This is a genomic window from Alteromonas ponticola (genome assembly GCF_012911815.1).
GTDB lineage: Bacteria > Pseudomonadota > Gammaproteobacteria > Enterobacterales > Alteromonadaceae > Alteromonas > Alteromonas ponticola.
Window position 1 is genome coordinate 360,519 of sequence record NZ_JAATNW010000006.1, and the last position, 23,978, is coordinate 384,496.

The 23,978-nt window shown below is 47.2% G+C and carries 21 protein-coding genes; 19 read left to right on the forward strand and 2 right to left on the reverse strand.

Going from position 1 to position 23,978, the window contains the following annotated elements; genetic code table 11:
• Window positions 1-181: 181 nt before the first annotated feature.
• From nudC to HCJ96_RS12850, 3 genes are all read left to right on the forward strand, one after another.
• Entirely contained in the window at window positions 182-1,009 is an 828-nt protein-coding gene (nudC, locus tag HCJ96_RS12840) for an NAD(+) diphosphatase (RefSeq protein ID WP_169211458.1), read from the forward strand.
• Between the two features lie 255 nt (window positions 1,010-1,264).
• Window positions 1,265-2,359, forward strand: coding sequence for a uroporphyrinogen decarboxylase (hemE, locus tag HCJ96_RS12845; RefSeq protein WP_169211459.1), 1,095 nt, complete (start codon window positions 1,265-1,267; stop codon window positions 2,357-2,359).
• Window positions 2,360-2,378: 19 nt separating this feature from the next.
• Window positions 2,379-3,023: a hypothetical protein gene (locus HCJ96_RS12850; protein ID WP_169211460.1), complete on the forward strand. Its 645-nt coding sequence runs from the start codon at window positions 2,379-2,381 to the stop codon at window positions 3,021-3,023.
• Here HCJ96_RS12850 and queG read toward each other — a convergent pair.
• Window positions 3,020-4,171: a tRNA epoxyqueuosine(34) reductase QueG gene (queG, locus tag HCJ96_RS12855; RefSeq protein ID WP_169211461.1), complete on the reverse strand. Its 1,152-nt coding sequence runs from the start codon at window positions 4,169-4,171 to the stop codon at window positions 3,020-3,022. The genes HCJ96_RS12850 and queG overlap by 4 nt on opposite strands.
• Before the next feature lie 6 nt (window positions 4,172-4,177).
• On the opposite strand from queG, the gene HCJ96_RS12860 reads away from it, so the two are divergent.
• From HCJ96_RS12860 to HCJ96_RS12925, 14 genes are all read left to right on the forward strand, one after another.
• Complete coding sequence (locus HCJ96_RS12860) at window positions 4,178-5,677, forward strand: NAD(P)H-hydrate dehydratase (RefSeq protein WP_169211462.1); 1,500 nt, start codon at window positions 4,178-4,180, stop codon at window positions 5,675-5,677.
• A 19-nt stretch (window positions 5,678-5,696) separates the two neighbouring features.
• Window positions 5,697-6,182, forward strand: a complete 486-nt coding sequence (tsaE, locus tag HCJ96_RS12865) for a tRNA (adenosine(37)-N6)-threonylcarbamoyltransferase complex ATPase subunit type 1 TsaE (RefSeq protein ID WP_169211463.1) — start codon at window positions 5,697-5,699, stop codon at window positions 6,180-6,182.
• A 74-nt stretch (window positions 6,183-6,256) separates the two neighbouring features.
• Window positions 6,257-7,576, forward strand: a complete 1,320-nt coding sequence (locus tag HCJ96_RS12870; RefSeq protein WP_169211464.1) for an N-acetylmuramoyl-L-alanine amidase — start codon at window positions 6,257-6,259, stop codon at window positions 7,574-7,576.
• A gap of 23 nt (window positions 7,577-7,599) precedes the next feature.
• The gene (gene mutL / locus HCJ96_RS12875) at window positions 7,600-9,333 is read left to right on the forward strand and encodes a DNA mismatch repair endonuclease MutL (RefSeq protein ID WP_169211465.1); all 1,734 of its coding nucleotides are present in this window, start codon (window positions 7,600-7,602) and stop codon (window positions 9,331-9,333) included.
• A 3-nt stretch (window positions 9,334-9,336) separates the two neighbouring features.
• Window positions 9,337-10,269: a tRNA (adenosine(37)-N6)-dimethylallyltransferase MiaA gene (miaA, locus tag HCJ96_RS12880; protein WP_169211466.1), complete on the forward strand. Its 933-nt coding sequence runs from the start codon at window positions 9,337-9,339 to the stop codon at window positions 10,267-10,269.
• 79 nt (window positions 10,270-10,348) lie between these two features.
• Window positions 10,349-10,597: an RNA chaperone Hfq gene (gene hfq / locus HCJ96_RS12885; protein ID WP_169211467.1), complete on the forward strand. Its 249-nt coding sequence runs from the start codon at window positions 10,349-10,351 to the stop codon at window positions 10,595-10,597.
• A gap of 17 nt (window positions 10,598-10,614) precedes the next feature.
• The gene (gene hflX, locus HCJ96_RS12890; RefSeq protein WP_169211468.1) at window positions 10,615-11,904 is read left to right on the forward strand and encodes a ribosome rescue GTPase HflX; all 1,290 of its coding nucleotides are present in this window, start codon (window positions 10,615-10,617) and stop codon (window positions 11,902-11,904) included.
• A 63-nt stretch (window positions 11,905-11,967) separates the two neighbouring features.
• On the forward strand, window positions 11,968-13,116 hold the full coding sequence (hflK, locus tag HCJ96_RS12895) for an FtsH protease activity modulator HflK (protein WP_169211469.1): 1,149 nt from the start codon (window positions 11,968-11,970) through the stop codon (window positions 13,114-13,116).
• A gap of 6 nt (window positions 13,117-13,122) precedes the next feature.
• Complete coding sequence (hflC, locus tag HCJ96_RS12900) at window positions 13,123-14,013, forward strand: protease modulator HflC (protein WP_169211470.1); 891 nt, start codon at window positions 13,123-13,125, stop codon at window positions 14,011-14,013.
• 351 nt (window positions 14,014-14,364) lie between these two features.
• Window positions 14,365-15,963 carry an AbgT family transporter gene (locus tag HCJ96_RS12905; protein ID WP_169211471.1) on the forward strand — a complete coding sequence of 533 codons (1,599 nt, stop codon included), beginning with the start codon at window positions 14,365-14,367 and terminating at the stop codon, window positions 15,961-15,963.
• A gap of 30 nt (window positions 15,964-15,993) precedes the next feature.
• Window positions 15,994-17,073, forward strand: a complete 1,080-nt coding sequence (gene hemH / locus HCJ96_RS12910; RefSeq protein ID WP_169211472.1) for a ferrochelatase — start codon at window positions 15,994-15,996, stop codon at window positions 17,071-17,073.
• Window positions 17,073-17,483 carry a DUF4112 domain-containing protein gene (locus tag HCJ96_RS12915; RefSeq protein WP_169211473.1) on the forward strand — a complete coding sequence of 137 codons (411 nt, stop codon included), beginning with the start codon at window positions 17,073-17,075 and terminating at the stop codon, window positions 17,481-17,483. The genes hemH and HCJ96_RS12915 overlap by 1 nt, the downstream gene beginning before the upstream one ends.
• 137 nt (window positions 17,484-17,620) lie before the next feature.
• The gene (locus HCJ96_RS12920; RefSeq protein ID WP_169211474.1) at window positions 17,621-19,261 is read left to right on the forward strand and encodes an acetolactate synthase large subunit; all 1,641 of its coding nucleotides are present in this window, start codon (window positions 17,621-17,623) and stop codon (window positions 19,259-19,261) included.
• Window positions 19,262-19,270: 9 nt separating this feature from the next.
• Window positions 19,271-20,698 carry an aldehyde dehydrogenase family protein gene (locus HCJ96_RS12925; protein ID WP_169211475.1) on the forward strand — a complete coding sequence of 476 codons (1,428 nt, stop codon included), beginning with the start codon at window positions 19,271-19,273 and terminating at the stop codon, window positions 20,696-20,698.
• A 91-nt stretch (window positions 20,699-20,789) separates the two neighbouring features.
• On the opposite strand, the gene HCJ96_RS12930 is transcribed toward HCJ96_RS12925, so the two are convergent.
• Window positions 20,790-21,146 carry a DUF2237 family protein gene (locus HCJ96_RS12930; RefSeq protein ID WP_169211476.1) on the reverse strand — a complete coding sequence of 119 codons (357 nt, stop codon included), beginning with the start codon at window positions 21,144-21,146 and terminating at the stop codon, window positions 20,790-20,792.
• Window positions 21,147-21,250: 104 nt separating this feature from the next.
• On the opposite strand from HCJ96_RS12930, the gene HCJ96_RS12935 reads away from it, so the two are divergent.
• Entirely contained in the window at window positions 21,251-21,859 is a 609-nt protein-coding gene (locus HCJ96_RS12935) for a glutathione S-transferase family protein (RefSeq protein WP_169211477.1), read from the forward strand.
• A gap of 333 nt (window positions 21,860-22,192) precedes the next feature.
• A complete protein-coding gene (locus HCJ96_RS12940) occupies window positions 22,193-23,878 on the forward strand; it encodes a protein adenylyltransferase SelO (protein ID WP_246261366.1) in 1,686 nt (561 codons plus the stop codon).
• Window positions 23,879-23,978 lie beyond the last annotated feature (100 nt).

Here is a 23,978-nt window from a genome sequence, read left to right on the forward strand (position 1 = left end):
AACAGACCAATTAAACTTAAGAATAGATACGGTCTCAAGCCGCGGCTAATACTTCATGTAAACAGTTACTTACGTTTACGCCTCTCGCTGCTGGCTCAGTCAATGCCACATCATGGCTTGTTATTTACTATTCGATAGTCTGATAATGGCCCGATGTTATCGCATGATCCTGGGGCATTAAATGTTAAAAAAGCTTTCCTTACCTCCTGCTAAAAAAACGGCGCGATGGCTTATGTTCAGTGGTGGCAGGTTGCTGGTCGACCCGCAAACACAACGTCCCCCGGTGACTCATTGGAGCGCCCTAAGTGCACTGCATCATCACCATGATGCGATTTTTCAGTTAATGCCGCTGCAGAATGAACAGCATCATGACGATTTGCTGATAATCGACCTGGGTAATGAAAGTATTGATGCGTTGCCATTTGAAAGTGCCTCACTACGAAGTGTGTTAATGGCATCGCCGGAAGATTTTGGGATCATTTCTCGTGCGTGGCAATACACTCACTTTTATCGAACCCATCGATACTGTGGCGCCTGTGGCATGCCAACGGCGAAAGTAGATTGGGAAGTTGCACTTCATTGCCATCACTGCGGCCACCGCGTTTATCCCCGTGTTTCCCCCTGTGTCATAATGGCAATTTATAAGGATAACCAAATATTATTAGCGCAAGGTGTACGCCACAAAGAAAGCGGCATGTTCTCTACTCTGGCAGGCTTTGTTGAAAGTGGCGAAAGTTTAGAGCAGGCGGTACATCGTGAAGTGAAAGAAGAAGTGGGCGTGGAACTTTCAAGTGTGGAATATTTTGGTTCACAGCCATGGCCGTTCCCTCATTCGCTGATGGTCGGCTATATAGCAGAATATAGCCATGGCGAAATTAAAATTGATGAGAAAGAAATAATCCAGGCGCAGTGGTTCAATTTGGATGAATTGCCCACAATCCCTCCTTCATTCTCCATCGCAGGTCAATTGATTGCCGCGGTGAAAAACAGGCAACAAAAAACCCTGTAAAAACAGGGTTTCAAATAGTTCGACCGGTCCCGTCAGCGGGCTTCTTTATATTCGGTACGTATAGTTGTAGCAAACACTTACTTTTATTGCAAACAATTGTGCAAATTTTTATCAATTATTTTTCGGCACAAATTTAAGCCGTTGTTTCGTAACGATTTGCAAAAGAAGAAAATTTTAAGTTTTATCTTTAATAACAATGCATAAAAGTTGCTATAATACGCGGCCAGTAAAATATGTGTATAAACAGAGGTAACTATGGCCGGTGATTCCGCTAATAAAACAGGCACTGATTTAAAAAACGATCGTTATTTACGTGCGCTAATGAAGCAACCTGTTGATGTTACTCCTGTTTGGATGATGCGTCAGGCGGGTAGATACCTCCCAGAATACAAACAAACACGCGCTGTTGCTGGCGATTTCATGGCGTTGTGTAAAAACACAGAACTTGCAACTGAAGTAACCCTGCAGCCCTTACGTCGTTTTCCACTTGATGCGGCCATTTTATTCTCTGATATTTTAACCATTCCTGATGCGATGGGGTTAGGTCTGTATTTTGAAACGGGTGAAGGGCCTAAGTTTAAACGACCTGTGCAAAGCCGTGCCGATGTTGAAAAGCTCGGCGTACCGGATCCAGAGCATGAACTCCAGTACGTCATGAATGCAGTGCGCTCGATAAGAAAGGCGCTTAATGGTGATGTACCGCTTATCGGTTTTTCCGGTAGTCCGTGGACATTGGCCACTTACATGGTTGAGGGCGGTTCGAGCAAAGCTTTCACTAAAATTAAAAAGATGGCGTTTGCCGATCCCGCCGCGCTACACACACTGTTAGATAAATTGGCTGATGCAGTAATTTTATATTTAAACGCACAAATTGCCGCGGGTGCGCAATCTGTTATGGTGTTTGATACGTGGGGTGGCGTACTCTCTCCTCGCGACTACAAGTTGTTTTCCCTGCAGTACATGCACAAAATTGTCGATGGCTTAACCCGTGAAAATGAAGGTCGCAAAGTACCCGTTACCCTGTTTACCAAAAACGGTGGGATGTGGTTGGAATCGATCGCTGCAACCGGATGCGATGCGGTGGGCCTGGATTGGACTATCGATATTGCCGATGCCAGAAAAAGAGTAGGTGACAAGGTCGCGTTACAAGGTAATATGGATCCTTCAATGTTATACGCGCAACCAGCCAGAATTCAGCAAGAGGTTTCTGATATTCTTGCCGGTTACGGTTATGGTAGCGGACATGTATTTAATTTAGGACATGGGATTCATTTAGATGTACCGCCGGAAAACGCGGGTGTTTTCGTAGAAGCGGTACATCATCTAAGCAAACCTTACCATCAAAAGTAGAATTTAGCGGGTCAGAAACATGAAAGTTTGGATGTTAATTCCTCTGGTTATCTTTATCGCCATTGCCGGGTATCAATTTGGTTATTATCACGCCAAAATTGATATCAGCGATGCGAAAAAAGCGCTTTTATCAGATAATACCAATAGCGATACAGAGAATGTGTTGGCAGACAACGTTGTTCATAAGGTCGCAGCGGCTGAAATACCTGCCGGCTCACAATCCTTTCTACAAAACGAAAAAGCGGATGGCAAACAGTTTTTAGACGACGCAGAGCCAACCTCGGTCGATACCAACGCTGGTGACGTGATTGCCAGGCTTGAGCAGTCAGCACGAGAAACGGCTGCAAGAAAACAAGCTCATGATGAGTTTGTAGATAATTATCAGGATGAAGATTTAGATATTGAAATTGCCACGCACATCACCGATTTTTTTGCTTTGCATCCTGAAGGAGATCAGGTTTACTTTCATCATGTAAGGTGTGACACAGCGCAATGCCAGCTGGTGGGTCAGTTTGACGGCAAGCACCAGGGATTCGAAAAAATGTTAGAAGAAATGAAGAAACAGGATTGGTATACCTTTGGCGGCACCTCAAGCAACGTCAATAGTGATGATGAGCAAACCCATTTTATTCTTCACCTGACCGACAGGAAAAAGCAGCCTTAAGCATCGCGGGGCAACCCTTTTTCAATTGCCCTGGTCAATCTGAGCGTTTTGCGTAAAGCCACACTTCTCTGTGATTGTAATGCCTTATTTTTCAATTGCTGCGAAAGCGCCCATTCGATATGCGGTTTAACCAGCGTTGAAGCGTTCTTCAGTCTGGTTAACAGAATGGCTTCAATTTTTTCATCATAGCCAGCATTTCCCATCGCCACGGCAATGTTGCGTAACCATTTCTGGTAGCCGATACGCCGGATCGCAGAGCCTTCGGTATGCGACAAGAATTCTTCCTCACCCCAACTGAATAAGTCGATCAAACTACGCCCGTGCAGTGCTTCGCGAGGATAAAAGTCTGCTTCTTCGGTTAATGTAGCATATCGATTCCAGGGACAAATCAACTGACAGTCATCGCACCCATAAATTCTGTTTCCCATCAATGGACGCAACGCTTCTGGAATAATCCCGTCATATTCAATGGTCAGATAAGAAATGCATTTTCTGGCGTCTACCTTGTAAGGGGCCACTATGGCATTAGTAGGACAGATAGTAAGACAAGCCGTGCAGGAACCACAACCTTCTTCCACCGGCGAATCGGTCGGCAACGGCAAATTGATAAATAACTCGCCGAGGAAGAACCATGAGCCAGCCGAGCGGTTTAGCGTGAGTGAGTGTTTACCAGTCCAGCCAATTCCAGCCTTTTCAGCGATGGCATGCTCCAGCACGGGCGCAGAGTCGACAAAGGGGCGACTTTCCAAATCGCTGCACGCCGCCCGTATTTTATCCGCCAATTGCTTTAAGCGCTTACGAATGACTTTGTGATAATCACGGCCTAATGCATAACGACTGACATAACCTTTCTTGTCATCGTTTAAATTGGTCGCAAACGAAGCGTCGGGTGGAAGATAATCCATGCGTACACTGATTACCCGCAACGTGCCGGGAACCAGCTCTGCGGGGCGCGAGCGCTTCATACCGTGGCTTTCCATATAAGCCATGTCACCGTGATAACCGTTATCCAGCCACTGCTGCAAGGCAGATTCATGTTTTGATAAGTCGATATCGCTTATCCCAACTTGCTGAAATCCTAGCTTACGACCCCAAGCCTTGATATCGTTTGTTAATTGAACTAAATCTACCGAATAAATAGTGGACATGTGCTCATGCTAGATAATCAAATCGCGACCAGTTTACCATATAAACTCTACCGGGCCGACCAGGTAAGAGACAACGAACGAACCGCCGCCGAAAACAGTGGCTGTGACATGTTTGCGTTAATGCAACGCGCGGGCGCTTCGGTGTTTCGTCAAAGCGAACTGCTGGTGCCCGAGGCTGACGTGATTCTGGTATTAGTTGGGCAAGGTAATAATGCTGGTGATGGATATATAGCCGCCACCCATCTTAAAAATGCTGGTCGACAGGTGACGGTATGTGCAGTGGAGCCAGAACGTGAACTCGATGGTGATGCTGGGCGTGCGCAGGCGTATTGGCTCAGCACCGGCGGTAAGATTGAATCCTTTTCTAAGGACTATTTACAACGCGCAAATCTGGTCATAGACGCGCTATTGGGCACTGGAATTAACAGTGCAATCAGAAAAGAATTCGCCCTCATTATTGATGATTTGAATGCGGCAGATGTTCCTGTGATCAGTATTGATGTTCCTTCCGGCTTAGATGCCAATACGGGCCAATCTCTTGGTCGCTGTGTGCAGGCAGATGTTACTTTGACACTGGTGGGAATTAAGCTTGGGCTAACTACCGGTGCAGGTAAACAGTCGTGTGGGAAGCTGGTGTTTGATGATCTGGGTATCGGTAATGCGTTCAAATCACTTGCCCGGGCGTCTGCGTCAGCACTGACCATTGAACAGTTCGATAGCATGAAACCGCGTGACATTCATAGCCATAAAGGCTCATACGGGCGACTTTTGTGTGTGGGAGGCAATAGAGGAACTGCAGGTGCCATTCGCCTGAGCAGTGAAGCGGCCTTACGAAGTGGCGCGGGCATGGTGAGAACTTACGTGCATAGCAGCTCAGTCATTCAGGTGAGTGCGGGTAGACCCGAATTAATGGTAACCGACGAAGAGTTGGAACAAGCATTAGATTGGGCAACCTGCGTGGTTATCGGACCGGGTTTAGGTCAGGATGACTGGGCCGAAGACACCTTTCAGATGACGCTACGGCATTGCCAGCAACACGGTAAACCGTTGGTCATCGATGCTGACGCACTAAACTTACTCAGTAAACAAGCCACCGCCTATACCATTAATGACTGCATTTTAACCCCCCATGCGGGAGAGGCGGCCCGATTACTTGGGGTCACGGTGGACGATGTGGAAGCAGAGCGCTTCAATTACGCCCGACAATGTGCACAGCGTTATCATGCTCTATGTGTGTTAAAAGGCGCCGGGACCATAATTGATAATGAGTCAACGGCGTGGGTGTGCTCCCACGGGAATCCCGGCTTAGCCACTGCAGGCAGTGGTGATGTGTTAAGTGGCATCTTGGGTGCATTGCTGGCGCAGGGTATGTCGACAGAACTTGCGTGTAAGTACGGGGTCACGCTGCATGCGAAGGCAGGAGATAATGTTGCTGAATCACATGGACAACGTGGTATGATTGCAAGCGACCTGTTTGATGCAGTGCGTACCTTGTTAAATCAGTAAAATATAATTAACCGCAAATATGGCCAAATACACTCTTTCGATTACTGTTGTCAGCGAAGCAGAAACTCAGCATTTGGCATCCAGGTTAGCATCTGCGTGGGAAACGCAAGGTTACCCTGGCTGTGTAATTTATCTCAATGGTGATTTAGGTGCTGGAAAAACCACGTTTAGCCGCTTTCTTATTCAGCATTCAGGCCATCAGGGTAATGTGAAAAGCCCTACCTACACGCTGGTTGAACCTTATGAGCTGGGTGATAAATCAATCTATCATTTTGACCTCTATCGCCTGGCTGATCCGGAAGAACTGGAATTCATGGGGATACGCGATTATTTTAGTGCGCGTTCTTTGTGTATTGTGGAATGGCCGCAGAAAGGGAGCGGGTGCTTGGCATCTGCTGATATTATCATTAATATAACGGTGGAAGGGGAGCAGCGTAGCTTTTCAATGACTGCTTCCAGTGACGTTGGGGAGTCGATGCTTTCCCAGTTAAACGACGGCACGTAGAGGCCGGACTGCTATTGAAAGTAGTAAATAACAAGTAGTAAGTAAAAAGTAATCGGTTAAGTTAAGGGCGAAGTATGTGGCGCGGCTTCTTGTTTTGTTTAATTTTGTGGGTAATCTCGCCCACCGTAAGCGCTGCCCAGAATACCATTCAGGCGGTTCGCGTTTCTCAGGAAGCGGGTCAGACACGCTTGGTATTTGACTTAAAAAATGCCCCTGAATTCACTTACTTTAGTTTAACCAATCCTAATCGACTGGTTATCGATTTAGCCAGTACCAGTGACGCAGCCAATCTCGCCAGTCAGGACGAATTAGGTTCGCTGGTCAGGCGAATTCGTTATTCAACACCTAAAAATAACCAGTCTGCACGATTGGTAATTGATCTGGCCAGAAAAGCTGAACCTACGATTTTTCCAATCACTCCTTCCGGTGGGTTCGGGCATCGTCTGGTTGTCGATTTGGCCGACAGCAATGCAGCCCCAGCCAGTGTATTAATTGATAGTACTAACAATCAGCGTGACAAAGATATTTTGATTGCCATTGATGCGGGCCATGGGGGCAATGATCCAGGTTCCGTAGGGCCGGCTGGCACCTTTGAAAAAAATATAACGCTAAGTATTGCAAAAAAACTGGAGTCAATTGTTAATGCTGAACCGGGTATGCGCGCCATCCAGATCCGTACAGGCGATTACTATATTTATCCTACGAAACGGCCAGAAATTGCCCGTAAGAGTAAAGCAGATTTGCTAGTTTCAATTCATGCCGATGCCTTCACCACTCCTCAACCCAGAGGCGGCTCGGTTTGGGTTTTGTCAATGGGCAGAGCCGATACTGAACTGGGGCGCTGGATGGAAAAGACCGAGCGCCATTCCGAACTGCTTGGCGGTGCGGCAGAAGTAATTACTGATAAAACATCGGAACGGTATTTGGCAGAGACAATTCTGGGTTTATCCATGGATCATTCTATGGCGTCAAGTTATGACTTAAGTGAGAAAGTTATCGCAGAAATGAGGCAGGTTACGCGAATGCACAAGCGTCGTCCACAATCAGCCAGCCTCGCCGTGCTGACCTCGCCCGATATCCCTTCAATTCTGGTTGAGGTAGGTTTTATTTCAAACCCCCAGGAAGAGAAGAATCTCAATTGGGCGGATTATCGCCACCGGCTAGCTCAATCTATGTTTGATGCCATAAAAGCTTATTTCAGTGAAGTGCCACCCGATGGCACTTTGTGGGCGTCATGGAAGGAAAAAAACCGGACGCATACGGTGCGCAGTGGTGAATCGCTTTCATTACTGGCACAACGTTATAATGTGAAAGTGGCCAGTATCAAAGAAGCGAATAATTTGAGCACAGATGTGGTCATAATTGGTCAGCGACTTACCATTCCCAGTACCTAACACTTCAACATTCGGAAAACGCGTTGCCCATTAAATTACTTCCTCCACAGCTTGCTAATCAGATCGCCGCTGGTGAAGTCGTCGAGCGACCAGCATCAGTAGTCAAAGAGCTGGTCGAAAACAGTATCGATGCTGGGTCTACTCAGATTGAAATAGACATAGAAAAAGGTGGCCATAAGCGAATTAAAATTCGTGATAACGGTCAGGGCATCGCCCGTGACGAATTGGAGCTGGCGTTAAGTCGCCATGCGACCAGTAAAATTGCGACCCTGGATGACCTTGAGCAAATTTTATCGCTGGGTTTTCGCGGCGAGGCGCTCGCCAGTATCAGTTCGGTTAGTCGCTTAACGTTGACGTCTAAGCCAGCACACCAGGATCAGGCATGGCAAGCCCATTGCCACGGCCGAGATATGGCGGTTAAATTGAATCCGGTAGCCCACCCCGACGGCACCACCATCGACGCCGCTGATTTGTTTTACAATACGCCTGCCCGACGCAAATTTTTACGTACAGAAAAAACTGAATTTCAGCATATCGATGACATGGTCAAACGGATTGCGTTAAGTCATCACACGGTGGGTTTTGTTCTTCGCCATAATGGTAAGGCCGTACGTAAATTCGTGGCCCGTAGTGAGCATAACAAGAGTAAACGTATAGCGGATGTGGTGGGGCAAAAATTTCTCAACAACAGTACTTATCTGAAAACCGACTATGATGGGGTAAAAATTGAAGCCTGGCTGGGTAGTTTAAGTGAAATACGCAGCAGTAACGATTGCCAGTTTTCGTTTGTAAACGGACGTGGAATGCGCGACAAACTGATATTGCACGCCCTGCGACAGGCTTATGAAATGACGTGGGGAATTGCGGAGCAACCTGCATTTGTAGTGTTCCTGGCGGTACCAGCCCGAGACGTAGACGTAAACGTACATCCGGCCAAGCATGAGGTTCGGTTTCAACAAGCACGTCTTGTTCATGATTTTATTGTACAGGTAGTCAGTCAGGCATTGGGTGAAGACTCTCCGGACAAGGCAAGTAAGGGGGGCTATCAACATCAACCTGCTCACGATTACATTCAGCCGCTGGCTTATGCGGTAAATGAACACGCCACTTCGCATACTGAGGCTAGGTCAGATTATCCAACATCTACTGGTGGAAGCGTGCCAAGGCAATCGTCACCCTCCTCCTCACGCCCGTCGGTAAACTACAATTCTGCATTTACTGCGCTGATGACGCCATCTTACGACCCACAATTCAATGATAAATCGACATTAGACGTTATTAAATTATCCAGCGACTACCGTTTGTATGTTGTGAATGATTCGGCCTATCTACTGGCCAGCAAACAAGTAGTGGCAACATCGATCACCGCGCAAATTCGCTCAGCATCTCTCGGACAACCCCTGTTAATGCCTGTGGCAGTAGAATTACAGTCTGAAGCTCAGCATCAGGTTGAGTTGCTGCGCAGCATGCATTTTAAGATTGACCAGGTGGCAGGCAAAGTCAGGTTGCAACAGGTGCCCGCTGGCTGCAGACACTTACCGTGGGTAGTGCTATTCCCCAAATTACTGACACACACGGCAGATAATGCTGAAACATTGCTCAAAGAAACATTGGGTGGTTACGATGAATGGGATGAACACGTGATTCAGCACGGTTGGCACTGGTTTGACGCACAGTCTGTGGAGCGACAAGAGCAACTCGTGCGGGAAAATGCACCCGCCATATCGACGTCCACGTTGATTAGTCACTGGAATTAGGCCATGAGTTCTTATCAACAACCCTTGCCCGTCGTGGCTATCATGGGACCAACCGCATCAGGAAAAACCGACCTGGCGTTAGCGCTGGCGGCACAATTTCCCAGTGAAATTATCAGCGTCGATTCAGCTTTAGTGTTTAAGGGAATGGATATAGGCACGGCGAAACCGTCACTGGCTGAACGCCAGCAATGCCCCCATCATCTGATTGACATTCTTGACCCAAGTGAAAGCTATTCGGTTAGCCAGTTTTGCTTTGATACCAATCAGTTAATTGAGCAAATTCATCAGCGTGGCAACATTCCTATTCTGGTGGGCGGCACAATGATGTATTTTAATGCCTTGATAAATGGAATTTCGCCCTTACCTAAGTCCGACGAAGTGATTCGACAGACGATTTGTGAAGAAGCAAATCAGGCTGGGTGGAGCGCAATACATGCGCAGTTACAGCAGGTTGACCCGGTCAGCGCTGAACGCATTCATCCAAACGATCCACAACGTGTAACACGTGCGCTTGAGGTTTATCGTAGTTCAGGGAAAACACTGACTTACTGGCAACAGCAAGAAGTCTCTAAAACGCCCTTTGAGATAGCGCAATTCGCCATTGCACCGCAGGATAGAGCAGTACTGCACAAGCGCATTGAAAAACGTTTCAGGCAAATGCTTGAAGCGGGGTTTATCGATGAAGTGAGAAAACTCTTTCAACGTGGTGATCTTCATATTGATTTACCCGCTATACGATCAGTAGGTTATAGACAAGTTTGGCAGTATCTTGAGCAAACGCTCAGCTACGATGAGATGCAGGAAAGGGGCATTATTGCCACCCGGCAATTGGCAAAGCGACAGCTTACCTGGTTGCGAGGATGGAATTCTCTTGACTGGCTGGACACATTTGCGAACAATAATGTGGCTAAAATTTTGGCAAAAATCGATCGATAAGCTGTAGGTTGTGATATAACTAGTAAGACGCGGTGAAAACATTAGTTTTCATTGGGATAATAAAAACTAAGGAATACAAATGGCTAAAGGGCAGTCTTTACAAGACCCATTTCTGAATGCGTTACGAAAGGAACGTATTCCGGTTTCCATTTATTTGGTTAACGGTATCAAACTGCAAGGGCAGGTTGAATCATTTGACCAATTTGTAATTTTGCTGAAAAACACTGTCAGTCAGATGGTTTATAAGCATGCAATTTCAACTGTTGTTCCATCAAGAGCAATTCAAATGCCTGCACAAGGAGACTCTGATAATAATAAAGGTGAATAATTTAGAAGGAATCACGCTTGTTTGACCGTTATCAAGCCGGTGAACAGGCTGTACTTGTTCATGTCCATTTTTCTGATGAGAATTCGAAAGAAGATTTAGCCGAACTTGAGCTTTTAGTAGCGTCCGCTGGAGTAGAAGCGGTAGATGTGCTGACAACATCGCGCCAGGCTCCCCACGCTAAGTATTTTGTAGGTTCGGGCAAAGCTGAAGAAATTGCTTCAGCAGTGAAAGCGCATGATGCCAACGTCGTCATTTTCAATCATGCACTTTCCCCATCTCAGGAAAGAAACCTTGAAGCTATCTGCCAATGCCGGGTGCTTGATCGCACCGGGCTTATTCTGGATATTTTTGCCCAGCGTGCCCGTACCCATGAAGGTAAATTGCAAGTTGAGTTAGCGCAGTTACGCCATATTTCTACCCGCCTTATCCGCGGCTGGACGCACTTAGAGCGCCAGAAAGGGGGGATTGGCTTGCGGGGTCCAGGGGAAACGCAGCTGGAAACAGACAGGCGTTTACTACGTGGCCGAATTAAGGCCATTTTACGCCGCCTTGAAAAAGTGCAAAAGCAGCGCGAACAGGGTCGACGTTCACGCAAACGTGCTGAAATTCCAACGGTATCCCTGGTTGGCTATACCAACGCAGGTAAATCAACTTTGTTCAACCAAATCACCAATGCGCACGTATATGCTGCAGACCAATTGTTTGCAACCCTGGATCCAACGTTGCGCAAAATTGAACTGGACGAAGTTGGCACGACAATTTTGGCTGACACGGTTGGATTTATTCGCCACCTCCCCCATGATCTGGTAGCAGCCTTTAAAGCGACACTGCAAGAGACTCAGGAAGCTGACTTGCTAATGCATGTGGTGGATGTCAGTGAGGCGAATCACCGCGAAACCATGGATGAGGTTAATGCAGTACTGGAAGAGATAGATGCAGATGAAATTCAACAACTGATCGTCTGTAATAAGATTGATAATATGGATGGCGTAAAAGCTCGTATAGATCGAGACGATGAGAACGCCCCCATTCGTGTTTGGATGTCGGCAAAAACTGGTGAGGGCGTTGAGCTTCTGCATCAAGCCCTATCCGAATGCCTTGGGCGCAGTATGGTAAATTATACGCTGCGAATTCCACCTGCGCACAGCCAGTTGCGCGGTGTATTGTACGAATTAAATTGCATTGATAGTGAAGTGTATGATTCAGCGGGTGATTGGATTGTGGATGTCCGCATGCCATCGGTTGACTGGAACAGGCTGGAAAAACGACTGGATAAAGGAATCTCTTCTTTTGTCGTACAGCATTAAGCGCTAAACTCCTCAATGCTCTTAGACACGAATTTTAATTAAAACCACTTACGGAGTAATAGCATGGCTTGGAATGAGCCGGGTGGCAAAAACAACGACCCGTGGAAAAATCGCGGTGGCCGGGATCAGGGCCCACCGGATTTGGATGATGTGTTCAAAAATTTGTTTGGTAAATTCGGTAAATCCGGCGGCGGTAAAGGCGGTTCGGGTTCGAATATGGGCAAATTTGGTATAGGCCTGATCGTGGGCTTATTGGTAGTAATCTGGTTTGTGAGTGGCTTCTACACTATTCGTGAAGCCGAGCGTGGCGTTGTCCTTCGCTTTGGCCAGTATTATAAACAGGTTGAACCCGGCTTGCGCTGGAAACCCACGTTCATCGATCGCGTTATTCCGGTAGATGTGCAATCTATTCGTGATCAAGCTTCTTCAGGTTCAATGCTGACGGAAGATGAAAACGTGGTGCGGGTGCAAATGGAAATGCAATATCGCGTAGTTGATCCCTATCGTTGGACGTTCGCAGTTACCAGTCCGGAAATGAGTTTAAGTCAGGCGTTGGATAGTGCTATCCGTTATGTTGTCGGTCACTCATCGATGGATGATGTGTTAACCGACGGACGTGAAGTGACGCGTCAGCGTGTATGGGAAGAGTTGCAGTCAATTCTTGAACCCTACAATCTCGGGGTAGCGATTCTGGATATGAACTTCAAAGATGCCAGACCACCAGAGGAAGTCAAAGACGCCTTTGATGACGCCATCTCTGCGCAGGAAGATGAACAACGTTTCATTCGTGAAGCCGAAGCCTATGCTCGCGAAATTGAACCGCGCGCACGTGGTCAGGTTAATCGTATGAACGAAGAAGCCCAGGCTTACAAAGAACGGGTTATCCTTGAAGCGCAGGGTGAAGTAGCGCGTTTTGCGGAACTGCTGCCTCAGTACGAGAAGGCACCTGAAGTGACCCGAGATCGTATCTATCTTGAAACGATGGAAGACGTTTATAGCCGTACCAGTAAGATTCTGATCGATAATGAGAAAGGCAGTAGCATGATGTATTTGCCGCTGGACAAAATTATGGAGCGTCAATCAAACGCTTCTCCCCAACGCTCACGTAATTCGCTTCAAGGGTTGCAGAACCAAGGCAATGTGGAGCGCGATCAATCCTCTCAGAGTGAATCGGGCTTAAGAGAAAGTCGATTCAGGAACGGAAGGGAGTAAACCGCCATGAAAAATTTAATACTTGTCGTTATCATCATTCTTGGTGTGTTGGCTTCGGGTTCACTGTTTGTGGTCAAAGAAGGTGAGCGTGCCATAGTTATACAATTTGGTAAGGTTGACCGTGATGACGAAACAGGTGAAACCAAGGTGTTCGAACCAGGGCTTCACTTTAAAATCCCATTAATTGATACCGTGAAGCATTTGGATGCCCGTATTCAAACTTTGGATGATGCACCTGATCGCTTTGTGACTTCAGAGAAAAAAGATCTGATTGTCGATTCGTATGTGAAGTGGAAAATTAAAGATTTTGCACGTTACTACCTGTCGACAGGCGGCAATAAGTTACAGGCTGAAGCGCTATTAAAACAAAAAGTGAATAATGGTTTACGCTCTGAGTTTGGTGCCAGAACAATCGCGCAGATTGTGTCAGGAGAACGTTCTGCACTGATGAACCAGGCAATGGAGCAGGCCGCCTCGTCGTCCGATGAGCTGGGTATCGGTATTGTGGATGTCAGGGTTAAGCAAATTAATCTGCCAACTGAAGTAAGTAACTCTATTTTCCAACGTATGCGTGCTGAACGTGCGGGTGTTGCAAGAGAGCATCGCTCTGAAGGTCAGGAACAGGCAGAAGTAATTCGCGCCGACATTGATGCCAAAGTTACGGTAATGCTGGCAGATGCTGAACGTAACGCCCGTCAGGTTAAAGGTGAGGGGGATGCATTAGCGGCACAGATTTACGCTGATACGTACTCAAGAAACCCTGAGTTCTACAGTTTCCTGCGTAGTATGGATGCCTATCGTAGGAGCTTTAACAGCAAACAGGATGTGCTGGTAGTGGAGCCTGACAACGATTTCTTCCAATATATGAATGGGAAGAGTATCGGGAAGAAAGAATAGTAAAGCGAAAAGCCGGTGTTTTCACCGGCTTTTTTTGTTGCTTTGATTCCGATTAAATTTTGCGTTAAACCTCTCATAATCCTAACCTTTCCTACTCCTACCAGTCTAAAACCAAATAGTAATGCATCGTTTTTTTCTACGTAATCATATGATTCTATTTGAAAATATTTACGTTACACCAGCTTAAAGCTACTAAATTAACTTTTGCTGATAAGCGGGACGGATTTTGATAGAATGACGCCCAAAATAAGCCATATAACACAATTAAATGGCGTGAGATGTTGAGTAAAAAGGCATCACCAATAGACTTAGCAGTTAAGTGTTTTTTCGCATAACGTCAGAGGAAGTAGTGTGTCATCGTCAAATTCAAACAGTCAAACCGCGACCAGTAACGAGTCGACGGGTTGGTTCTCTCGTTTTCTGGCAACAGTTGAGTGGTTAGGTAATCTCCTACCCCATCCGGTAACCCTGTTTGCCATGTTATCCGTTTTCATTGTCATTCTTAGCGGAATTTTGGGTTACTTCGATGTTGCGGTGGCCGATCCACGTCCACTTGACGCTAAAGGTCGCGATCCTGACGGCATGATTGAAGTGATTTCGCTGATGAGTGCCGAGGGTCTGCAAAGAATTGTCACCGGTCTGGTTACGAACTTTACCGGCTTTGCGCCATTGGGCACAGTACTGGTTGCGTTACTGGGGGTATCAGTTGCTGAGCACTCCGGTTTGTTATCAACGGCCTTACGTTCACTGGTAATGAACGCGTCAAAAAGAGTGGTGACCTTCGCCATCGTATTTGCGGGAATTATTTCTAACACGGCTTCTGAACTGGGTTATGTGGTGTTAATACCACTGGCCGCCATGATTTTTCATTCTCTGGGACGTCATCCCCTGGCTGGATTGGCAGCCGCTTTTGCCGGTGTATCTGCGGGCTATAGCGCCAATTTACTCTTAGGTACCGTTGACCCTTTGTTGTCCGGGATCACCGAGGCTGCCGCGCATATGATTGATCCAGAATATTCTGTGGGGCCAGAAGTGAATTGGTACTTCATGTTCATCAGTACATTTCTGGTAGCCACTATGGGGGCCCTGGTTACTGAGAAAATTGTTGAACCACGATTGGGCAAGTTTGATGAAAAAGATGCGTCGGTGCATTTGGAAAAACAGTCCATGGAACCTCCTACGGCCTCGGAGAAACGAGCACTGAAATGGGCTGGCATATCATTTGCGCTTATGTGTGGTTTGTTAGCGCTCACTGTCGTCCCAGAGTGGGGTATTTTAAGACACCCTGAAACCAATGAAGTAGCGGGCTCACCTTTTCTTAAAGGCATTGTAGCATTCATTTTCATCACTTTTGCGGTCCCCGGATTTGTCTATGGTCGCGTAGCTGGCACGATGAAGAACGACCGCGACATTATTGATGCGATGTCAAAAAGTATGGGCGCCATGGGGTTGTACATCACGCTGGTATTTTTCGCGGCCCAGTTTGTCGCTTTTTTCAAATGGACCAATCTGGGAACTGTATTAGCTGTAAAAGGTGCAGCATTACTACAGGCATTAGGCTTGGATGGCCCTGAAGTGTTTATTTTATTTATTATTATGTGTGGCATCGTAAACCTCTCACTGGGCAGCGCTTCGGCACAGTGGGCTGTGACGGCTCCCATTTTTGTACCTATGCTGATGCTGATAGGCTTTGCCCCGGAAGTCATTCAGGCTGCTTACCGTATTGGTGACTCGGTTACGAATGTCATTTCGCCAATGATGAGTTATTTTGGTCTTATTCTAGCCATGGCCGCTCGCTACCAGAAGAACCTGGGAATGGGTACGCTAATTGCGACTATGTTGCCGTATTCGTTGGTCTTTATGTTGGGTTGGACACTATTATTCTATGTCTGGGTTTTCTTGCTCGGAATGCCCGTGGGGCCGGGTGCGGCTACGTATTATCAACCCTAAGTCATTTAATCAGGAGGGTGTGAATCTACTATGAAGTATATCAATTCGACCGGCTTTACTCACAAACAGAGCGATAAAATTGGTGTATTGATTACAAATCTGGGCACACCCGATAAACCGGAACCAAAAGCGCTTAGGCGCTATTTAAAGCAATTCCTCTCGGATCCACGAGTGGTAGAAGTACCTAAGCTCATCTGGTGGATGGTGTTGAACGGGGTCATTCTCAACATTCGACCGCGTCGTTCAGCAAAAGCGTATAGCACGGTTTGGACAGAAGAGGGTTCTCCATTATTGACTATCACGCAACAGCAAAATGAAGCACTGCGTACAAAGCTTACTCAGATGTATGGTGACGACATCGTAGTAGATTTTGCCATGCGTTATGGCAACCCAGACATTGACAGCGTGACAAACCGCATGTTGGACCAAGGTGTCAGGAAGCTGGTAGTACTGCCCCTGTACCCGCAGTATTGCGCGTCCACCACGGGATCCACCTTTGATGCCATTGCCGATTTGTTTACGCGCCGACGCTGGTTGCCTGACTTTCGTTTTATCAGCTCCTATCACGATCACTCAGATTATATTGAGACGCTGGCTGACAGCATTAGACAACATTGGGCCTCTAAAGGTAGAGCAGAAAAGTTAATTTTCTCTTTTCACGGCATCCCCAAACGCTACCTCACTAATGGTGATCCCTATTTCTGTCATTGCCACAAGACATCCCGGCTGCTGGCAGAGGCACTCGGCCTAGGCAAATCCGAATATGAAACGACCTTTCAGTCCAGATTTGGTCGCGAAGAATGGTTACAACCTTACACTGACTTCAGATTAAAGGCGTTGCCAAACGAAGGCGTGAAGTCAATACAGGTTGTTTGTCCTGGCTTCTCAGCAGATTGCCTGGAAACCTTAGAAGAAATAGCCGTTGAAAACAGAGACTACTTCATCGAGGCCGGCGGTAAGCATTATGAATACATTCCAGCACTTAACGACCAGCCAAAGCATATCGAAACACTGGCAAAAATTATTGAGCAAAATATTCAGGGATGGCGTATTGAGAACGACAACACCCAACGATCTGAGTTAGCAACACAACGCGGAGCAGCACAATAGTGAACCAGGCTAAAGCCCCAAAGGAATTGCTTCAGGCACAGAAATTGGCCAATACGTTAGATACCGCCATCAAGGTACCCTTTATCCCGTTCAAATTTGGCCTCGATTCTATTGTCGGGTTAATTCCCGGTATTGGTGATGCAGTGATGATGGCTGCTGCCATGCGCATTGTCTATTTAGGCAAAAAGCTGGGCATGCCAAAACCGTTAATCACTAAAATGGTACGTAATGCGGCATTGGATTTTGGTATCGGCTTTGTGCCCTTCGTCGGTGATGTGGTGGATTTCTTCTATAAAGCGAACCGCGCTAACGTTAAAATTATGGAAAAATGGTGGTTGCAGGAAAACCAGGCTCAGCTGGACGCTAACACAACACAATCGCTGGAATCGTGGCAACAAAAAACCTCTTAAGCATTATAGTTTCCCCCTAATCGACTTTAAATCGATCTTATCCTTACTGCTCTCGGTACATACTCTAAGCCAATTCACGTTTATGCGGATCGGCATTATTTCGCTGATACGATGTAAAATAAGGAGAGCACAACTGCATGAAAGCCTCTGATCTTTTTATCAAAGCGCTGGAAGCTGAAGGTGTAGAATATATCTTCGGTATTCCGGGTGAAGAAAATCTGGATTTACTAGAGTCAATCCGGACATCTTCAATAAAATTAATTCTTACCCGTCATGAACAGGGCGCGGGCTTTATGGCTGCCACCTATGGCAGGCTGACCGGCAAAGTCGGTGTTTGTCTATCTACTTTAGGGCCCGGTGCCACCAATCTGGTGACCCCGGCCGCTTATGCACAGCTTGGTGCGATGCCAATGCTGATGATCACCGGGCAAAAACCAATTAAAACCAGTAAGCAAGGACGATTTCAGGTCATTGATGCGGTGGATATGATGCGGCCGATTACCAAATACACCACACAGGTGGTAAGCGGCGATCGCATTCCATCCATTATTCGTGAAGCATTTCGAATTGCCCACGAGGAGCGTCCCGGCGCAGTGCATATCGAATTACCTGAAGATATCGCTGCAGAAAAAACCACCTCACCGTTATTACGACCCAGTTACTCTCGCCGTCCTATTGCTGAATATAAGGCAATTAACGAAGCAGTGAGCATGATTGAAAAGGCCAATTCTCCGCTGATACTTATCGGTGCGGGGGCGAACCGTAAACTGACAGCAAAAATGCTGCGCGAGTTTGTCGATAAAACAGGCATTCCTTTTGTCACCACTCAAATGGGCAAAGGCGTTCTCAACGAAGAGGACGCGTTATTTGCCGGCAACACCGCGTTGTCTGACGGTGATTTCGTCCATCGAGCAATCAAGCGTGCAGACCTTATTATCAATGTAGGCCACGATGTAGTAGAAAAGCCGCCTTTCTTTATGCATAACGATGGCAAGCAAGTCATTCATATTAACTTCGAACCAGCGGCGGTGGATCCGGTTTACTTCCCTCAGCTTGAAGTGGTCGGCGATATCGCCAACAGCATCTGGCAAATCAAAGAGCGGGTGGAACCGCAGAGTAACTGGAAACTCGATTTTTACAAAGATGTCCATGAAGCCTATGTTAATCACCGCGCTGAAGCGGAAAATGACGACAGGTTTCCCGTTTTGCCCGAGCGATTTGTGCGTGATGTGAGAGCCGTAATGCCCAAAGAGGGCATCGTTACCCTTGATAATGGGGTATATAAAATCTGGTTTGCGCGTAATTATCCCGCTTACCAACCCAACACCTTGTTACTTGATAACGCACTAGCGTCAATGGGCGCAGGATTACCGTCCGCTATTGCCGCGAAGATCGTTAATCCGGAGGTCCCGGTGCTAAGCGTGTGTGGCGATGGCGGCTTTATGATGAACAGTCAGGAACTTGAAACAGCAGTGAGGCTTAAACTTGATTTAGTTGTGATTATTTTGCGCGACGATGCATACGGTATGATCAAGTGGAAGCAGGCACATATGGAGTTGGGTAACTTTGGGCTGGACTACGGCAATCCAGATTTTGTGGAATACGCCAATGCGTATGGTGCGCACGGGTGGCGAATTGAGTCGACATCATCGCTGCGTGAACGTATACAGCATTGTTTGCAAACGTCTGGCGTGCATGTCATTGATTGCCCGGTCGATTACAGTATGAACGACGAAACACTTAATAATACCATCCGTGAACTTAGCAGCCAGCTATAAGGAGCGAACATGAAGGACAAGTATCCCTTTTACCTAGCCAATGAGGCTATTTTCAAAAATCAGGATCTTGAAGTAACTAACAAGTATACCGGTGAAGTCGCAACCCGGGTCGCTAAAGCTAATGCGGATGATATTGATAAGGCCATTGCCGCGGCAGAAAAAGCACAGCCAGCCATGACGGCAATGTCACCTTTTGAACGCCAAGCGGTGTTAGACCACTGTGTTAAACGCTTTAAAGAACGGGAAGATGAGCTGGCCAAAGCACTTTGCATCGAGGCAGGAAAACCCATCAAAGATGCCAAGGGCGAAGTAACCCGCTTGATAGATACATTCAGGATCGCGTCGGAAGAATCGGTTCGCATTAATGGTGAAGTTATCAACCTTGAAATTTCAGCCCGCGCCAAAGGCTATCAAGGCATGACTAAAAAAGTCCCGATTGGGCCCTGCTCTTTTATTTCGCCGTTTAATTTCCCACTTAATCTGGCGGCACACAAAGTTGCTCCAGCGATAGCTGCAGGCTGTACATTTGTACTCAAACCTGCTTCGCGAACGCCGATTGGTGCATTAATCATTGGAGAGATTCTGGCTGAGACCGATTTGCCTAAAGGGGCATTTTCAATCTTACCTTGCAGTCGCGATGGAGCGGATCTATTTACCACGGACGAGCGACTAAAGCTGTTAAGTTTCACCGGCTCGCCTGATGTGGGATGGGACCTGAAGGCCAAAGCAGGTAAGAAGCCCGTGGTGTTAGAGCTGGGTGGTAATGCCGCTTGTATAGTAGACGAAGACGCCGATCTCGACGACGCGCTGGAGCGTCTGATAGTTGGTGCTTACTACCAATCCGGTCAAAGCTGTATTGGGGTTCAGCGAATTTTAATTCATCGCTCAATTTACGACGACTTCAAGCAACGTTTTGTCGGCAAGGTAAAGGAATTGAAGTCCGGCGACCCTTCCGATGAGAATACCTTCATCGGACCCATGATCTCTGAGTCAGAGGCAAAAAGGTTACATGGCTGGATTGAAGAAGCCAAAAATCAGGGCGCAACTTTATTGTGCGGCGGTGAACGCAACGGTGCGATGTTGGAAGCGACCGTAATGGAAAATGTGCCTAAAGATGCTGATGTCAGCGCAGAAGAGGCCTTTGGTCCGGTAGCTGTGCTCTATCCATTTGATGATTTTGATGCGGCGCTGGAAGAAATTAATAACAGTCGTTACGGATTACAGGCTGGGATTTTCACCCGAGATTTATACAAGGCGAATCGCGCGTGGGACAAATTGGAAGTGGGCGGCGTGGTAATTGGCGATGTACCTAGCTGGCGGGTGGATAACATGCCGTATGGTGGAGTTAAAGATTCGGGATTGGGTCGTGAAGGGATCCGTTACGCCATAGAGGACATGACTGAAACCCGCTTATTGGTAATACGCACCCCGCAATAAACTATTGGTGACGTCACCACCGCGAAGGCGGTGGTGCTACCCTCTCCAACTGGTGATATCGGATTTTCAACACGTTTAACGATACTTCACGCTAGATCGCAAAAGCTTCAAGATATGCTAAAGGAATAATTTCCAGCGCTTTTTCATGAGTAGCTTCCAATTTCACTTTCGGGGCGACACCTGCTTCATAGGCGTGTAGCCAGCGAATTGCACACAAACACCAGCGATCGCCAGCTTGCAAGCCTGGAAATTGCATTTCAGGGCGGGGAGTGACCAAGTCATTTCCCTGCACTAACGAGAATTCTAAAAAGGCGTCATCAACAATTGCGCAAACACTATGGTTGCCGATATCGTCATTGGGAACATAGCAAAAACCTTCCCGCGTGTAACCAGAATTACCGCAGCAAAGTTTCAATTGGGTACCTAATACATTTTTTGCATTTGCCATATTTACATCCACCGCATATCGTTACCTTTATTGTGACAGCAAGCTATCTTTTTGCCAGTCATTTACGTTATCTTAACCACTCAGGCTGGCAACAGGAGTGGCGAATGAAACTCTATCAAACTCACAAAGCGCCTAACCCACGTAGGGTTCGCATATTCATGGCAGAAAAATCAATCAACGCGGAATTGATCGAACTTGACTTGCAAAAAGGTGAAAACCTGAGCAAAGAAATGCGGGCGAAGAACCCATTGGGGAAAGTGCCGATCCTGGAGCTGGATGATGGCACTTGTATCAGTGAATGTGCTGCCATCTATACCTATCTGGAATCACAGTATCCGCAGCCGCCCCTGTTAGGTACCACCGCGATAGAAACGGCCCAAATAGTGATGTGGGAACGGCAGGTGGAATTAGCCCTGATGCTGCAAATCGGCATGTGTTTTCAACACACCACTGGCTATTTCAAAGATCGCATGACGCCTGTGCCAGAATACGGCAAAGTGGCCGGCGAATCTGCACTGAAATATATGAAATTACTCGATCGTCGTCTCGCAGAATCTACATTTATTGCTGGCAATCGGTTTTCCGCCGCAGATATCACAGCGTTATGTGCAATCGATTTCGGCCGCGTGGTGAATATTCGTATGACCGATGATCATCCCAATCTCAAGCGTTGGCATCAAGAGGTCAGTAGCCGGGACAGTGCTAAGGCATAATTGCCGACTATAATAAGCTGTCTGTGTTGGTTGCTAAGCAATTAATTCATAGCGATTTGGAAACCAATTTACTAAATTGAGTTTTTGACAGGTCAGACGCTGTCGTGACGATGGCCCGCGGCAATCTTTTGGCAGCCGAGTTTCGTAGTAATTTAGCACTCAGGTTTAATTGGACAGGTAAAAACAATGAGTGCGCACTGCATACAATACATCTTCGTTACACGCACGATTCCGCTGCGTCACCGGCATCTCATCGAACTATGTTTGTTCTGGTTTAATACGCATGCAAACTTCTTCAATAAAAAGGCATTATAGTAAATGGGCGATACAAAAATGAGTCATTCCACAACATTCATTCACTCGCTAGATGAACTGACTCAGCGTGCTGACTTCTCGTTACTGGAAAATCTCAATGTCGATCCGGATGCCACAGATACAGGCGATGACTATTACCCTCGGCAGGTGTTCTCAGGCCACTACGTGCCAGTCCGGCCTACTCCCATCAGTGATCCAGTTTATGTGGCGCATAGCAAAGCATTCTTCGCAGAACTGAGTCTGGATGAAAACATTGCAACTACGAAAGAATTTATTCAGTATTTTTCCGGAAATCTGGATAACGCAGGTGAAGCAGCAAAAAATTTCGGCTGGGCCACTGGCTACGCGCTTTCCATTTTTGGTAATGAGTATGTTCAGCAGTGTCCTTTCCAAACCGGCAATGGCTACGGCGATGGACGAGCCATTGCAGTGCTGGAAGTGGTAATCAACGATAAACGCTGGGAAATGCAACTTAAAGGCGCTGGTCGAACCCCTTACTGTCGTGGTGGCGATGGGCGCGCGGTGCTGCGATCCAGCGTGCGTGAGTTTCTTGCTCAGGAGCACATGTACGCGCTGGGCGTACCTACTTCCCGCTCGCTTAGCTTAATTGCCTCAACCACTGAGCAGGTGGATCGGCCCTGGTATGAAGAGGGCTCGAAATCGCTCGATCCGCAGGTTATGGTTTCTAATCCTGTAGCTATCACTACCCGGGTTGCACCCTCATTCTTGCGCGTGGGTCAACTGGAATTGTTTGCGCGAAGAGCGCGCGTCAATGCGCACCCTGATGCGCAAAAAGAATTAGAAATGATTATTCTTCATGCAATCGAACGCGAATATGGTAAAGAAATAAAAGCGGATGGCCCATTCAGCGAACGAATTCTTGCGTTGGCATTGGCATTTCGCCGCCGCCTGACTGCATTGGTAGCAAACTGGATCAGGGTGGGCTATTGCCAGGGCAACTTCAACAGCGATAATTGCGCCGTTGGTGGCTTCACCCTGGACTACGGCCCGTTCGGGTTCATCGAGCGTTTTCACCCATATTATCAACCCTGGACTGGTGGAGGCAGGCACTTTTCCTTTCTGAATCAACCGCTGGCAGCCGAAAAGAACTTTGCCAGTTTCTGCTCGGCATTGCGTCCTGCACTGGGTTCAAATGACGAAGCGATTGCGGAGCTGGATACAATGGTGGCTGGTTTTGCCGATGTGATGGAAGGGGCATTAAGGGAAATGTGGACAGCTAAATTAGGCTTACCATCATACAATGCGCAAGTGTTAAGTGACCTGTTACCCTTGATGGTCCAAAGTTCAGTGGACTATACAGTGTTTTTCCGTGAATTAAGTACCATTCCTAACGACATAAGCCAACTTGAGCCAAGTTTTTATGAGGGGCCATCAGACGCTTTACGCGCTCAGTGGAGCGCTTGGCTAAGCCAATGGCGATCATTGCTTGATAATGAAAAGTTGCAGGAAATTACGCAGCAAATGAAACAGACGAATCCTAAATTCACCTGGCGGGAGTGGCGGGTGGTACCTGCCTATCAAAATGCTACAAAAGGTGACTACTCACTCATTAAGGAATTACAGGACGTATTGACCCGCCCCTACGCCGAACAAACGGACGCGACGACAGAGAAGTTTTACCAATTGCGTCCGCGGGACTTATTCGGTGTGGGTGGCATTTCTCACTATAGTTGTTCTTCTTAATAACGATTCGCTAGACACTCAGCTGTGCAAGTCACTTTTTCGACCACGGAGCTTTGCGATTAACGACGTGCTTTAAACAGTGAACAGGTGTCACGAGAAA

Coding starts and splice junctions, on each gene's coding strand:
- nudC (WP_169211458.1), top strand. CDS start 182: ATGTTAAAAAAGCTTTCCTTACCTCCTGCTAAAAAAACGGCGCGATGG.
- hemE (WP_169211459.1), top strand. CDS start 1,265: ATGGCCGGTGATTCCGCTAATAAAACAGGCACTGATTTAAAAAACGAT.
- HCJ96_RS12850 (WP_169211460.1), top strand. CDS start 2,379: ATGAAAGTTTGGATGTTAATTCCTCTGGTTATCTTTATCGCCATTGCC.
- queG (WP_169211461.1), bottom strand. CDS start 4,171: ATGTCCACTATTTATTCGGTAGATTTAGTTCAATTAACAAACGATATC.
- HCJ96_RS12860 (WP_169211462.1), top strand. CDS start 4,178: ATGCTAGATAATCAAATCGCGACCAGTTTACCATATAAACTCTACCGG.
- tsaE (WP_169211463.1), top strand. CDS start 5,697: ATGGCCAAATACACTCTTTCGATTACTGTTGTCAGCGAAGCAGAAACT.
- HCJ96_RS12870 (WP_169211464.1), top strand. CDS start 6,257: ATGTGGCGCGGCTTCTTGTTTTGTTTAATTTTGTGGGTAATCTCGCCC.
- miaA (WP_169211466.1), top strand. CDS start 9,337: ATGAGTTCTTATCAACAACCCTTGCCCGTCGTGGCTATCATGGGACCA.
- hfq (WP_169211467.1), top strand. CDS start 10,349: ATGGCTAAAGGGCAGTCTTTACAAGACCCATTTCTGAATGCGTTACGA.
- hflK (WP_169211469.1), top strand. CDS start 11,968: ATGGCTTGGAATGAGCCGGGTGGCAAAAACAACGACCCGTGGAAAAAT.
- hflC (WP_169211470.1), top strand. CDS start 13,123: ATGAAAAATTTAATACTTGTCGTTATCATCATTCTTGGTGTGTTGGCT.
- hemH (WP_169211472.1), top strand. CDS start 15,994: ATGAAGTATATCAATTCGACCGGCTTTACTCACAAACAGAGCGATAAA.
- HCJ96_RS12920 (WP_169211474.1), top strand. CDS start 17,621: ATGAAAGCCTCTGATCTTTTTATCAAAGCGCTGGAAGCTGAAGGTGTA.
- HCJ96_RS12925 (WP_169211475.1), top strand. CDS start 19,271: ATGAAGGACAAGTATCCCTTTTACCTAGCCAATGAGGCTATTTTCAAA.
- HCJ96_RS12930 (WP_169211476.1), bottom strand. CDS start 21,146: ATGGCAAATGCAAAAAATGTATTAGGTACCCAATTGAAACTTTGCTGC.
- HCJ96_RS12935 (WP_169211477.1), top strand. CDS start 21,251: ATGAAACTCTATCAAACTCACAAAGCGCCTAACCCACGTAGGGTTCGC.
- HCJ96_RS12940 (WP_246261366.1), top strand. CDS start 22,193: ATGAGTCATTCCACAACATTCATTCACTCGCTAGATGAACTGACTCAG.